Genomic DNA, 12,965 nt, shown 5'->3' on the forward strand with positions numbered 1-12,965 from the left:
ACCGTCCGCCGCGTCACCGGGGTTCGAAACCAGAGACACTTGCCACCTACAACATGGGTGTCAAGAATTCTTATATATGGGAGACCCTTACCCGAGGTGAAGGTCTCCCACGACCAGAGAACCAATGCAAGGGCAATCCCAACAGCAGGCGTACGACCGCGGGATCACGATTTTCTCCCCGGACGGACGCCTCTACCAAGTCGAGTACGCTCGCGAGGCCGTCAAACGCGGCACCGCGAGCGTCGGTATTCGCACGCCGGACGGCGTCGTGCTCGCAGCAGACCGGCAGGTCAGTTCGTCGCTCATGGAGCCCTCGAGCGTCGAGAAGATCCACAAGGCCGACGACCACGTCGGCATCGCCAGCGCCGGCCACGTGGCCGACGCGCGCCAGCTCGTCGACCTCGCTCGGCGACGCGCACAGGGCGAACAGCTCCGGTACGGCCAGACGATCGGCGTCGAGACGCTGACGCGGGCCGTCACCGACCACATTCAGGAGTACACGCAGACCGGCGGCGCGCGCCCGTTCGGCGTCGCCTTGCTCGTCGGCGGTATCGACGACGGCGAGCCGCGCCTGTTCGAGACCGACCCCTCGGGGACGGACTACGAGTGGCAGGCCGCCGCCATCGGCAGCAACCGCAACGAGATCCAGGAGTTCCTCGAGGAGCAGTACCAGCCGGACGCCGACCTCGAGGCGGGAATCGAACTCGCGCTTCGCGCGCTCGGATCGGCCGACGACGAGCCGGTCAGCGCCGAAAACGTCGACCTCGCGACGATCGATACGGAAGACGAGACGTTCCAGACGGTCTCCCAGGAGCGACTCGAGTCGATCGTCGCGGAGATCGACCAGCCGGAGGAGAGCGATGAATAACTGGAGCCGAGAGCCGACCCAGCAGGGAACCGATCCGTCGCCGTACGCGCCCGAACTGGGTTCGCTCCCCGACGGCAGTCAGGGTGACGACCAGGGCGACACCGTCAACAAGACCGGGACGACGACGATCGGCATCACGACCGACGAGGGCGTCGTCATCGCGACGGACATGCGCGCCAGCCTCGGCGGGCGGTTCGTCTCGAACAAGAACGTCCAGAAGGTCGAGCAGATCCACCCGACCGGCGCGCTGACGCTCGTCGGCTCGGTCGGCGGCGCCCAGTCGTTCATCCGAACGCTGCGCGCCGAGGTCAACCTCTACGAGTCCCGCCGCGGCGAGCCGATGCCCATCGAGGCGCTGGCGACGCTGGCCGGGAACTTCGCCCGCGGCGGCCCGTTCCGGGCGATCAACCCCATCCTCGGCGGCGTCGACGAGGAGGGCAGCCACGTCTACAGCATCGACCCCGCCGGCGGCGTCATGGGGGACGACTACACCGTCACCGGCAGCGGGATGCAACTGGCCTACGGGCTCCTCGAACAGGAGTACGAGGAGGGCCTCTCGCTCGAGGAGGCGCAGTCGGTCGCGGCCCGCGCGATCGAGAGCGCCGTCGAGCGCGACACCGGCTCCGGGAACGGCGTCTTCCTCGCCGCAGTCACGGACGAGGGCGTCGACATTCAGGGCCACAACGACTTCGACGCGGTCATCTAGGGACGACCGCGGCGGTTTCTCTCGTCGTCACATGTCGCTGTTCGCTCCGCGATTGCCTCGCGCGCGAGCGCGTACACGTGACTTTTATTAGTGCCGGGCGGCTATCCGAAAGCAGGTTTTACATGTCCCAGGAAAGCGAGTACGGCGCAGGCCAAATTCAGGTCCTCGAAGGCCTGGAGGCCGTGCGGAAACGGCCGGCGATGTACATCGGCTCTACGGATTCTCGAGGTCTTCACCATCTGGTCTACGAGGTGGTGGACAACTCGATCGACGAGGCACTGGCCGGTCACTGCGACGACATCACCGTCTCCATCAACGACGACGGATCGGTGAGCGTCGCCGACGACGGCCGCGGCATCCCCGTCGACACACACGACGAGTACGACCGCCCCGCCCTCGAGGTGATTCTCACGGTCCTCCACGCCGGCGGTAAGTTCGACAACAAGTCCTACCAGGTCTCCGGCGGCCTCCACGGCGTCGGCGTGAGCGTGGTTAACGCCCTCTCCGAGCGACTCGAGGCCGAGGTGAAACGCGACGGTTCCGTCTTCCGCCACGCCTTCGAGGCGGGCGAGCCCGTCGGCGACATGGAGCGCGTTCGCGACATGGAGCCCGACGAGGAAACCGGCACGCAGATCCGATTCTGGCCCGACACGGGCATCTTCGAGTCCGGCGAGTTCTCCTTCTCGACGCTCTCGAACCGGCTTCGCGAACTCGCCTTCCTCAACTCGGGCGTCCACATCACGCTCCGCGACGAACGCGAGAAGGCGACCGAAGGAGACGACCGTATCGAGGAGACCTACGAGTATCAAGGTGGCATCCGCGAGTTCGTCGAGTACCTAAACGAGACGCGCTCGGCGATGCACGACGACGTCATCTACTTCGAGGCCGAGGAGCAGAACATCCAGGTCGAGGTCGCGATGCAGGCCACCGAGGAACTGCAGGGCTCGATCCACGCCTTCGCGAACAACATCAACACCCGCGAGGGCGGCACCCACCTCACCGGCTTCAAGACCGCGCTGACCCGGACGGTCAACGACTACGCGAAGGACAACGACATGCTCGGCGACTTAGAGGACAACCTCAAGGGCGAGGACATCCGCGAGGGGCTCACCGCCGTCATCTCGGTCAAACACCCCGACCCGCAGTTCGAGGGCCAGACGAAGACGAAACTCGGCAACAGCGAGGTCCGAGGTATCGTCGAGAGTTCGATGCACGAAGGCCTTGGCACCTACTTCGAGGAACACCCCGACACCGCTCAGGCCATCGTCACGAAGGCCGTCGAGGCTGCGAAGGCCCGCAAGGCCGCCCAGAAGGCCGAGGAGCTCACGCGACGGAAGTCCGCCCTCGAGTCCACGTCCTTACCCGGAAAGCTGGCCGACTGCCAGACCAAGGACCCCGACGAGGCCGAACTGTTCATCGCGGAGGGTGACTCCGCCGGCGGCAGCGCCAAACAGGCGCGGAATCCGGACTTCCAGGCGATCCTCCCCATCAAGGGGAAGATTCTGAACGTCGAGAAACACCGTCTCGACCGCATCCTCGAGAACGACGAGATCCGGAACATGATCACCGCCATCGGCGCGGGGATCGGCGACGAGTTCGACGTCGAGGACGTCCGCTACAAGAAGATCATCATGGCGACCGACGCCGACGTCGACGGCGCTCACATCCGGACGCTGCTGTTGACGTTCTTCTACCGCCACATGCGCCCGCTGCTCGAGGGCGGCTACGTCTACGCGACCCAGCCACCCCTCTACCGGATTCGCTACCGCGGCGAGACCTACGACGCGATGACCGAGCAAGAACGCGACGAGATCGTCGCGGAGAAATGCGACGGGAACCCGTCGCAGGTCCAGCGGTTCAAGGGACTGGGCGAGATGAACCCCCAACAGCTCTGGGACACGACGATGGACCCCGACAACCGCATCCTCAAACAGATCACCATCGAGGACGCCGCGGCGGCGGACAAGATGTTCTCCGTCCTGATGGGCGACGCCGTCGAGCCCCGCAAGCAGTTCATCAAGGACAACGCGCCGGAGGCCGAATGGATCGATATCTAACAAACTTTTGCGCTGCGGGTCAGCTTCGCTGACCCTCGGCAAAACTTTGATGAAAAGCACTCCTCCCTCCCCTCCGCGCGGCAAGCCGCGCTCCGGGTCGGTCGTCGGCCCGTTCGAGCGTCCACACAGCGGACGCTCTCACGGATGCAGTGCTTGACACCAATCGCACGCAACCAACGCAATCACGAACTCCAATGACACATGAGCTCAGACGTACCCGATCCGACTGACGTACAGGCACGAGCGGTAGAGAACGTCCGCATCGAGGACGAGATGGAGCAGTCGTATATCGACTACGCGATGTCCGTCATCGCGGGTCGCGCGCTCCCGCGGGTGGAGGACGGCCTGAAACCCGTCCACCGGCGCATCCTCTACGCGATGCACGAGATGGGCGTCTCGAGCGGCTCCTCCCACCGCAAGTCCTCCTCGATCGTCGGGGAGACGATGGGTGACTACCACCCCCACGGCGACAGCGCGATCTACGACACCCTGGTCCGGATGGCCCAGGACTTCTCGATGCGCTACCCGCTGGTCGACGGCCAGGGGAACTTCGGATCGATGGACGGCGATCCGGCCGCCGCCCAGCGGTACACCGAGGCGCGGATGTCCTCGATCTCCGAGGAACTGCTCGAGGATATCGACAAGGACACCGTCGACTTCTCGGCGAACTACGACGACCGCCTGCAGGAGCCCGACGTGCTCCCCGCGGCGTTCCCGAACCTCCTCGTGAACGGTTCCTCGGGGATCGCGGTCGGGATGTCGACGAACATCCCGCCGCACAACTTGGGCGAGGTCGTCGACGCGACGATCGAACTGATCGACGACCCCGACGCGACGGTCGAGGACCTGATGGACCACGTCAAGGGCCCCGACTTCCCGACCGGCGCGAACATCGTCGGCCGCGACGCCATCTACTCCGCCTACAAGACCGGCCGCGGCCGCATCCGCGTCCGCGCCGAGTTCGAGGTCGAGGAGTGGAAGAACGGCCGCGAGCGGATCGTCGTCACGGAACTGCCCTTCCAGGCCAACAAGGCCCGTCTCGTCGAGCGCATCGCCGAGGACGTCAACGAGGGCGAACTCGAGGGAATCTCCGACCTTCGCGACGAGTCCGACCGCGACGGCGTCCGCATCGTCATCGAACTCAAGCGCGGCGCCAACAGCGAGGTCGTCAAGAACCGCCTGCTCGAGAACCACTTAGAGCGCACCTTCGGCGTCATCAACCTCGCGCTGGTCGACGGCCAGCCGCGAGTGCTCTCGCTGAAGGAGACCCTAGAGGAGTACGTCGCCCACCGCCGCGAGGTCGTTCGCCGGCGCAGCGAGTACGATCTCGCGGAGGCCGAAGATCGGGCCCACATCCTCGAGGGGCGGCTGACCGCCGTCGAGAACGCCGACGACGTCGTCGAACTGATCCGCAACAGCGAGACCCGATCGGACGCGAAGGAGAACCTACAGGAGGCCTACGACTTCTCGCAGGATCAGGCCGACCACATCGTCCGGATGCAACTCGGTAGTCTGACCTCGATGGAGACCACCGAGATCGAAGAAGAGTACGAGGAGGTCCAGGCCGAGATCGAACGCCTGAACGCCATCCTCGAGAGCGAGGAAGAGCTGCTGTCGGTCATCAAGGACGAACTCCGCGAGATCAAGGAAGAGTACGGCGACGAGCGGCGGACCTCGATCGTCGAGGACCAGGGGACGGTCACCCACGAGGACCTCATCCCCGAGGAGGAGGTCTTCGTCGTCATGACCGAGGACGACTACGTCAAGCGGATGCCCATCGACCAGTTCGACCCCCAGGGTCGAGGCGGTAAGGGCATCATCGGCGCGGACGTCAAGGAAGGCGACCGCGTCTCGACGGTGTTCCGCGCGAACACCCACGACTACCTGCTGTGCTTTACCAACCAGGGGAAGGTCTACCAGCTCAAGACCTACGAGATCCCCGAGATGGGCCGGACCGCCCGCGGCAAGTCGGCGGTCAACATCCTCGATCTCGATCCCGGCGAGGACATCACGGCCATCGTCGACACCGACGCCTTCGGCGACGGCGAGTTCGTGACGATGGCCACCCGCCACGGCTACGTCAAACGAACCGGCGGCGAGGAGTTCGATAACATTCGCTCGACGGGGATCATCGCGGCCGATCTCGAGGAGGGCGACGAACTCGTCGACGTCGAGGTCACCGACGGCTCGCAGGATCTGGTCATCGCCACCGAGGGCGGCATGACGATCCGCTTCGACGAGGACGAGGTCCGCGCGATGGGACGGAACGCTCGCGGGGTCAACGGGATCAAGCTCCAGGGCGACGACGCGGTCGCCGGACTGGTCGCGACCGACGAAGCGGACGGCCAGGCCCTGTTGACCGTCACTCGGAACGGGTACGGCAAGCGGACCCGGCTCTCGGAGTATCGCACCCAGTCTCGGTACGGCAAGGGACTGATCGACATCAAGACGGGCGACCGAAACGGACCCGTGACGGCCGTCAAGGCGGTCGACGACGACGATCAGCTGGTGATGATGAGCGAGGACGGCCAGATCGTCCGGACGCGCGTCGACGAAATTTCGACGGTCGGGCGCAACACGATGGGCGTGATCGTCATGGACGTCGAGGACGGCGACGCGGTCGCCAGCGTCGACGACATTCCGGCGGCCGCGACGGGCGACGTCGATGCGGACGCCGACGTCCCTGCCGACGCCGAGGAGAACTGACGGCCGCGGCCGGTAGCCCGGCTGGCTATCGAACCCGTCGAACGCGATAGCGACCGTCGCTCTTTTCGTCGCTCGAGTAAGCGTCGAGAGTCTCGACTCCGGGACTCGAGGCGCCGTCGTGCGACAGAATATCACGCGAGCGGGCGGACCGCTGGAACGCGAAGAGAGCGAAGAAAAATCGAGAGCGATCGTCGGTCGCCGTTAGTGGGACGGCTCTTCGGCCGGGGCGACCATGTCTTCGATCCGCAGGATGAGGATGTTGTTCGTGTCGTCCTTGCCGTCGACGCGGCCATCGATGAGGAGCTTCGACAGCGGGGTCGGGCCGACGGTGACGGCGTCGTCCTCGTGAATGTCGCCCAGCGCGCCCTGAATGTGGATCTCGGCGCGGCAGAGTTCGGGGTGGTGGACGCTCGAGAGGTCGATCTCCTCGACGATGACGTCGTCGATGGGTTCGCCCTCGTGTTCGATCGGGACCGAGGCCGGGTCGTCCATCTGCTGGATCTCGAGGGCCTCGTAGGCCGAGGCCGTGGGTTTGTACCCGCCTTTGGGGCCGGGTACGCCCTCTACGAGTTGGAGGGCTTTGAGACTCTGCATCTGGTTACGGATCGTCCCGGGGTTGCGGTCGACCTGTTCGGCGATATCCTCGCCTTTGATCGCGGCTTCGGACTCCTTGTGCAGATTCGTCAGTGCACGGAGGATCTTCTTCTGGCTGGGGGTGAGTTCGATGGATGACATACTGAATCGTTCGTAATTGATTTCCTTAAACCCGACGGGTGAGCCGGGAGTAACGCGGTAATTCTGTCGTTCGAACGCACCCTAGTAAGGTGTTTTGTTTCGGCGATCGACGGCCGGGTGCGTTCGCCGATCCGTCCGGCGGTTCAGCCCGCGGCGAGCCACGCCTCGAGGTGGAACTGAAGGCGAAGTGACGCCGCGGCGGCGCCGTTCGATCCCGCGCGACCGCGCCGACGAACGTCGGCCCCTCCGTGACGCCGTGGATCGCGAACGCCAGCACGTACGGCACGACCCGGGTCGAGTTCCCCTGAACGAACGCGACGCCGGACTACTGTTCGAGTTCCGGCGGCTCGGTGACGCGGACGTGGTGGGCGACGGACTCGGGCAGGGAGACGTCGGAGTCGTGGTCGCTCGAGCGGGCGGTGATCATCCCGAAGGGGGCGACCTCGACGATCTCGAGTTCGACGCCGGGTCTGACCCCGTGTTCGGCGAGGTAGGAGAGGACGTCGGCGTCGCGGTCGGCGACCTCCTCGACGATCACGGTGTCGCCCGCCGAGAACGAGGTGACGGATTCGCCCTCGGGGCGTTCGGGCGGCTCGAGGTCGGCGCCGGGGATCGGCGCGCCGTGGGGGTCGACCGTCGGTTCGCCGAGGACGTCCGCGACGCGGGCCTCGAAGTCCTCGCTGATGTGGTGCTCGAGCCGGTCGGCCTCCTCGTGGACCTCCGCCCAGTCGTAGTCGAGGTGTTCGGTGAGGTAGGCCTCGAGCAGCCGGTGGTGACGGACGACCTCGAGGGCGACGGTTTCGCCCTCGTCGGTCAGGGTGACGCCCCTGTACTTCTCGCGGTCGACGAGTCCTCGCTCCTCGAGTTTGTCGAGCATGCTGGTGACCGTCGGCGACGTGACGTCCAGCTCGTCGGCGATGGCCGACGTCTTGATTCGGTCGTCGGTCTCGCGCTGGAGCTGGTAGATCGTCTTGAGGTAGTCCTCCATCACGTCGCTCAGCATCATGGTGATCGGATTTAGACGGGTCTAACCCTAAAGCTGTCGCCGTCTCTATCGCCACCGTCAAACCGCCGGGCGACGAAGGCCGAGTATGGCTACGACCGTCAGAATCATCGGCGCGCCGATGGACTACGGGGCGGATCGCCGCGGCGTGGACATGGGACCGTCGGCGATCAGGTACGCCGAGGTGGCCGATCGGCTCTCGGACGCCGGCGTCACCGCCGTCGACGACGGCGACCTCTCGATTCCGCGGGCCGAGGAGCGCGATCCCAACACCGACGAGCCGATCGAGGGGACGGCGAAGTTCCTCCGGGAGGTCGAGGACGTCTGTACGCGGCTGGAAGAACGAGTCGCGGAAACGCTGGCGGACGGCGAGTTTCCGCTCGTGCTGGGCGGGGACCACTCGGTCGCCATCGGTTCGATGCGCGGTTCGGCCCGCGAGGCGGACCTCGGCGCGATCTGGTTCGACGCCCACGCGGACCTCAACACGCCAGCGACGTCGCCCAGCGGCAACGTCCACGGGATGCCGCTGGCCGCGACGCTGGGCCGGGGCGCCTTCGGCGACCTCTCGTGGGCCCGCGCGCCGCGCGTCCGCGAGGAATCGATCGCCTACGTCGGCCTCCGGAGCATCGACGAGCGCGAGCGCGAACTGGTCCGCGACAGCGAGATGACGGCGTACACGATGGCCGACATCGACGAGCGCGGGATGACCGCCGTTGTCGAAGACGCCCTCGACGTCGCGACCGACGGCACCGACGGCGTCCACGTCAGCCTCGACTTAGACTGGGTCGATCCCAAGACCGCGCCGGGGGTCGGCACGCCGGTCCGCGGCGGCGTCACCTACCGGGAAGCGCACGCCGCACTCGAGACCGTCTCCGAGCGCCACGCGGCCGAGGAGATCGTCCGGTCGATGGACGTCGTCGAGGTCAATCCGATTCTAGATGAGGGGAACGAGACGGCGACCATCGCGGCCGAACTCACCGCGAGCGCGTTCGGAAACCGAATTCTCTGAACAGTTGTCGTTGCGGAGACAGTTTCCGACGGCGATACGTTGCATGGGAATACCTAACACGTGCATGAACGTTCCAACACCTTTGTATCGGAGGGTTTCGGAATAGGAGATATGACTGAGAACGTCGTCGTACTCGGAGCCGGTTACGCCGGTGCCGGTGCGATCAACAAGCTCCAGTCGGAGCTCGGGGGTAATGCACGGCTGACCTGGATCGCTGACGTCGACTATCATCTGGTTCTTCACGAATCCCACCGCGTCATTCGGGATCCGGACGTTCGCTCGGACATCACCTTCCCGGTCACCCAGATCGCCGATCCGTCGACCCGATTCATCCAGGACGAGGTCGTCGGCCTCGACGTCGACGACCAGGTCGTCGAACTCGCCGACAGCGAGGACGTCGAATACGACTACGTTCTCGTCGGTCTGGGCAGCCAGACCGCCTACTACGGCATCCCCGGCCTCGAGGAGCACTCGCTGACCCTGAAGAGTCTCGACGACGCCCTCGAGATCCACGACACCGTCAAGGAGGCCAGCCAGGAGGCCACCCGCGCGAGCCCGCACAGGTCGTCATCGGCGGCGCCGGGCTCTCGGGCATCCAGACCGCCGGCGAGATCGCGGAGTTCCGCGACAACCACCGCGCGCCGATCGAGATCCACCTCGTCGAGGCCTTAGAAGAGATCTTCCCCGGCAACGACCCCGAGATCCAGCAGGCCCTGCGCGACCTGCTCGAGGAATCGGGCGTCCAGATCCACACGGACGACCCGATCACCGAGGCCACCGAAGATCACATCGAGTTCGACGAGGGTGATCCCTCGATCACGACGTCCTCGTCTGGACCGGCGGCATCACCGGCCGCGACGCCTTCGACGACGCCGACCTCGAGAAGGAGCACAACCGCCTCAACACGGAGGCCAACTTCCAGACCTCCGACGAGCGCGTCTTCGCCATCGGCGACTCGGCGATCATCAACCAGGGCGACCAGCCCGCGCCGCCGACCGCCCAGGCCGCCTGGCAGGCCGCCGAGGTCGCCGGCGAGAACATCTCCGCGCCATCGAGAACCGTCCGCTGCGGACCTGGGAGCACGAGGACAAGGGGACCGTCATCTCCGTCGGCGAGAAGGCCGTCGCCCACGAGGTCAAGCCGGCGTTCGGCGTCTCCCTGCCCGTCGACACGTTCGGCGGCGCCCCCGCGAAGAACCTCAAGAAGATGATCGCGGCCCGCTGGATCGCGGACATCACCTCCTGGAACGAGGCTCGCAAGTCCTGGTCGTCGCTGTAAGCGACTCGATCGACGTCTCGAGTACGACTCGACCCCTGCTTTTTCCGCCGATCGCCGCGGTTGCTACGCGGCTGCCAGTGACCGGCGTTTCCCGATCGACTCCCGGTCTTCGACCGTCGATCAGGCGTCGGTCCCGTCGGCGGATCCGACCCCGACGTCTCCGGGTTCGGTCTCGTCGTCCCCCGGTTCGCTATCGTCGGCTCCGGAATCGGCAGCGGTATCGCCGGCCGTCTCGGCGCTCGCGTCGCCCGCGGCGCTCGAGCCGACCGGTTCGGCCGGGACGCCGGCCACGGTCGTTCCCGGCGGCACGTCACGGGTGACGAGCGAGTTGGCGGCGACCCGCGCGTTCGCGCCGATCTCGACGCCCGGAAGGACGATCGCGCCGGCGCCGATCATCGCGCGTTCGCCGATCACGACCTCGCCCGTGCGGTACTCGTCCTGGAGGAACTCGTGACAGAGGATCGTCGCGTCGTAGCCGACGATCGCCTCGCGTTCGACGGTGATCAGGTCGGGCCAGAAGACGTCCGGCGTGGCCTCGAGCCCCCAGGAGACGCCGGGGCCGACGGCGGCGCCGAGTCGGCGCAACAGCCACCGTTTGAGGCGGAGGCTCGGCGAGATTCGGATCAGCCAGACGGCGACGTAGGAGATCGCGACCCGGAGCGGGTTGCGCGCGCGTGTCCAGTCGGCGAGCGAGTTGCCTGGCCCCGCGGTCGGGTGGTGCCGGATGCGGTCGTGGCGCGAGTCCGTCTCGTCAGTCACTACCCGGGAGTATGCGGTATCACTACATGAAACCGATCGATCGAGGCGGCGCGGGCGCGGTCGCCGTCAGTTCCGGTCGTCCCGCCGGTGGCCGGACTCGGCTCGTCTCGCGGTGGGGAATCGAGCCGTCTCGCGGACCGGTCCGTTTCGGACACTGTTCGGTATGCTAGTACAATTGTTCGACCCCTAACTAGTGAGGCACAATGATTGTTCTGAGTCGGTCCGTCGTAGCGGTTATCATGCCAGTCCAGCCTGAGTCACTCGAGCGGGAGACCGTCTACTCACTGCTCGCCGATCGGGTTCGCGAGTACTTGCTGTGTCACCTCGCGACCGTCGACCGAACGACGGTCCCCGACGCCGCCGAACGACTCGCGGTCTGGAGCCGCGAGACGTCCGAGTTGTGCGCGCGCGAACGGGACGGGTTCGCCGTCCAGTTGGTTCACAACCACCTCCCGCGACTCGCCGAACACGACGTCGTCGTCTACGACCGCTCGAGCGACGCGGTGGCCACCGGACCGAACTTCGCGGACCTCGAGCCCTACGTCGACCCGCTCGAGCCGCCGCGCGTCTAGGTCGGGCGGCGGTCAGTCGGTCGTCTCGGCGGCGGCGTCCTCAGTTTCGAGGCGGGCGCGATCGGCCGTGCGGTCGCCCGGTCGGCCGACGCGGCGGCGAAACGCCGCTCCGGAGAGCCCACAGCGGTAGGCGGGTTTGTACATCATGTTCTCGCCGCCGGCGCGGACGGCCCACTCGGTCGCGATCTCCTCGCGCAAGTAATACTGCGATCGTTCGTTCCCCGGTTTGGTGTAGTAGTCGCTGAGCCGGATCGGGTGGCGGTCGAACAGGCCGCCGGGTTCGCGGCCGTCGATCAGGACGACCGGTTTCTCGAGGTAGAGGTCTCCGTCTCGGGCGCGTTTCGCGTGGGCGTTGTCCGGGTGGGCCGCCAGAATCGCCTCGCGGTCGGTCCGCGGCTGGTCGGGGTCGACGACGTCGACTCGATCGACGGTGAAGTAGCCGATCAGGTAGCGGTGGGCGCGGTCGCCGCCGGGACGTCGCAGGCCGGTGTAAAACCCGACGACGTCGCCGGACTCGAGCGTTCGGAGACGTTCGACGTAGCCGCTGGTCCGGTGTTCCCCGTAGGTCAGCGCCGCGAAGTTGGGGTCGCGGTGAAGGGGCCACGACTCGAGGGCGTCGCCGGCGACGGTCCGGTCGGCGTCGCCGATCGGCTGGGGGGCGATCCGGTTCGTGAGGTCCGCGGCGGTGCCGTCGGTCGCGCGCAGGTCCCACGAACCGAGCGTTTCGGTCTCGTCGGTGTCGGGGGTCTTCTCGGGGATCGGCACGTATTCGAAGCGCCCGTCGTCGTACAGCGGGGCGAGCGCGCCCAGGTTCGTGGTGTCGGCACCGACGCCGGCGAGGACGACCGTCATCACGCGTGAGTGTGCGCCGGACGACCCTAACCGCACCGATCGCCTGACGGATCGGAGCCGTCGAGGCGGTGACCGACACCGGGCGGACAGACGGATTTCGACGGATTCGCCGGTCGCTCCCCTTCGAAATCTTGAAATAACGCCTCGGAATACGGCGGGACATGCCTGTCAGGGGAGACCGATCGGTCGCGATCTGTCAGCAGTGCGGTACCGCCCTCGCGGTACGGATCCAGGCCGACGGATCGATTCGGCCGATCGGAACGGGGACCGCGTGTTCCTGTGGTGGAGAGTCGTTCGACGTGATCGGGGACCGACCGTCCGAAACGGCGGATAGCGACGAAGCCGCCGCGGACACGGCCGAGAGCGACGACGAATCCGCGTATCCGCGTCCGTAGTCGCCGCGGCCGTTCCTCTCGCGTT

At 66.4% G+C, this 12,965-nt stretch carries 11 protein-coding genes and 1 pseudogene; 8 read left to right on the plus strand and 4 right to left on the minus strand.

Going from position 1 to position 12,965, the window contains the following annotated elements:
• The first annotated feature begins 124 nt into the window (after window positions 1–124).
• From psmA to gyrA, 4 genes are all read left to right on the plus strand, one after another.
• Entirely contained in the window at window positions 125–868 is a 744-nt protein-coding gene (gene psmA, locus HTZ84_RS04285; protein ID WP_174679544.1) for an archaeal proteasome endopeptidase complex subunit alpha, read from the plus strand.
• Window positions 861–1,574, plus strand: a complete 714-nt coding sequence (gene psmB / locus HTZ84_RS04290; protein ID WP_174679545.1) for an archaeal proteasome endopeptidase complex subunit beta — start codon at window positions 861–863, stop codon at window positions 1,572–1,574. The genes psmA and psmB overlap by 8 nt, the downstream gene beginning before the upstream one ends.
• A 122-nt stretch (window positions 1,575–1,696) precedes the next feature.
• Complete coding sequence (gene gyrB / locus HTZ84_RS04295; RefSeq protein WP_174679546.1) at window positions 1,697–3,631, plus strand: DNA topoisomerase (ATP-hydrolyzing) subunit B; 1,935 nt, start codon at window positions 1,697–1,699, stop codon at window positions 3,629–3,631.
• Window positions 3,632–3,832: 201 nt separating this feature from the next.
• Complete coding sequence (gene gyrA, locus HTZ84_RS04300; protein ID WP_174679547.1) at window positions 3,833–6,337, plus strand: DNA gyrase subunit A; 2,505 nt, start codon at window positions 3,833–3,835, stop codon at window positions 6,335–6,337.
• 201 nt (window positions 6,338–6,538) lie between these two features.
• Here the strand turns inward: gyrA and HTZ84_RS04305 are convergent, their stop codons facing one another.
• Window positions 6,539–7,072 carry an Rrf2 family transcriptional regulator gene (locus tag HTZ84_RS04305; RefSeq protein WP_174679548.1) on the minus strand — a complete coding sequence of 178 codons (534 nt, stop codon included), beginning with the start codon at window positions 7,070–7,072 and terminating at the stop codon, window positions 6,539–6,541.
• A 325-nt stretch (window positions 7,073–7,397) separates the two neighbouring features.
• On the minus strand, window positions 7,398–8,078 hold the full coding sequence (locus HTZ84_RS04310) for a metal-dependent transcriptional regulator (RefSeq protein ID WP_174679549.1): 681 nt from the start codon (window positions 8,076–8,078) through the stop codon (window positions 7,398–7,400).
• An 85-nt stretch (window positions 8,079–8,163) separates the two neighbouring features.
• On the opposite strand from HTZ84_RS04310, the gene rocF reads away from it, so the two are divergent.
• Together rocF and HTZ84_RS04320 are read left to right on the plus strand one after the other, a co-directional pair.
• Window positions 8,164–9,084 carry an arginase gene (gene rocF / locus HTZ84_RS04315; protein WP_174679550.1) on the plus strand — a complete coding sequence of 307 codons (921 nt, stop codon included), beginning with the start codon at window positions 8,164–8,166 and terminating at the stop codon, window positions 9,082–9,084.
• Window positions 9,085–9,195: 111 nt separating this feature from the next.
• Window positions 9,196–10,362: pseudogene (locus HTZ84_RS04320) on the plus strand (NAD(P)/FAD-dependent oxidoreductase).
• 120 nt (window positions 10,363–10,482) lie between these two features.
• On the opposite strand, the gene HTZ84_RS04325 reads toward HTZ84_RS04320, so the two are convergent.
• Window positions 10,483–11,121, minus strand: a complete 639-nt coding sequence (locus HTZ84_RS04325) for an acyltransferase (RefSeq protein ID WP_174679551.1) — start codon at window positions 11,119–11,121, stop codon at window positions 10,483–10,485.
• 239 nt (window positions 11,122–11,360) lie between these two features.
• On the opposite strand from HTZ84_RS04325, the gene HTZ84_RS04330 reads away from it, so the two are divergent.
• Complete coding sequence (locus HTZ84_RS04330) at window positions 11,361–11,693, plus strand: DUF7344 domain-containing protein (RefSeq protein WP_174679552.1); 333 nt, start codon at window positions 11,361–11,363, stop codon at window positions 11,691–11,693.
• Between the two features lie 12 nt (window positions 11,694–11,705).
• Here HTZ84_RS04330 and HTZ84_RS04335 read toward each other — a convergent pair whose 3' ends face one another.
• Window positions 11,706–12,545, minus strand: coding sequence for an Nmad3 family putative nucleotide modification protein (locus tag HTZ84_RS04335; RefSeq protein WP_174679553.1), 840 nt, complete (start codon window positions 12,543–12,545; stop codon window positions 11,706–11,708).
• Between the two features lie 161 nt (window positions 12,546–12,706).
• On the opposite strand from HTZ84_RS04335, the gene HTZ84_RS04340 reads away from it, so the two are divergent.
• Window positions 12,707–12,940: a hypothetical protein gene (locus HTZ84_RS04340; RefSeq protein WP_174679554.1), complete on the plus strand. Its 234-nt coding sequence runs from the start codon at window positions 12,707–12,709 to the stop codon at window positions 12,938–12,940.
• Window positions 12,941–12,965: the final 25 nt, after the last annotated feature.

Source organism: Haloterrigena gelatinilytica, from assembly GCF_013342145.1.
GTDB classification, from domain to species: domain Archaea; phylum Halobacteriota; class Halobacteria; order Halobacteriales; family Natrialbaceae; genus Haloterrigena; species Haloterrigena gelatinilytica.

Excerpts from the sequence above, each read along its gene's own strand:
- psmA (WP_174679544.1), top strand. The coding sequence starts at position 125 with ATGCAAGGGCAATCCCAACAGCAGGCGTACGACCGCGGGATCACGATT.
- HTZ84_RS04335 (WP_174679553.1), bottom strand. The coding sequence starts at position 12,545 with ATGACGGTCGTCCTCGCCGGCGTCGGTGCCGACACCACGAACCTGGGC.
- HTZ84_RS04310 (WP_174679549.1), bottom strand. The coding sequence starts at position 8,078 with ATGATGCTGAGCGACGTGATGGAGGACTACCTCAAGACGATCTACCAG.
- HTZ84_RS04330 (WP_174679552.1), top strand. The coding sequence starts at position 11,361 with ATGCCAGTCCAGCCTGAGTCACTCGAGCGGGAGACCGTCTACTCACTG.
- psmB (WP_174679545.1), top strand. The coding sequence starts at position 861 with ATGAATAACTGGAGCCGAGAGCCGACCCAGCAGGGAACCGATCCGTCG.
- HTZ84_RS04305 (WP_174679548.1), bottom strand. The coding sequence starts at position 7,072 with ATGTCATCCATCGAACTCACCCCCAGCCAGAAGAAGATCCTCCGTGCA.
- rocF (WP_174679550.1), top strand. The coding sequence starts at position 8,164 with ATGGCTACGACCGTCAGAATCATCGGCGCGCCGATGGACTACGGGGCG.
- HTZ84_RS04340 (WP_174679554.1), top strand. The coding sequence starts at position 12,707 with ATGCCTGTCAGGGGAGACCGATCGGTCGCGATCTGTCAGCAGTGCGGT.
- gyrA (WP_174679547.1), top strand. The coding sequence starts at position 3,833 with ATGAGCTCAGACGTACCCGATCCGACTGACGTACAGGCACGAGCGGTA.
- gyrB (WP_174679546.1), top strand. The coding sequence starts at position 1,697 with ATGTCCCAGGAAAGCGAGTACGGCGCAGGCCAAATTCAGGTCCTCGAA.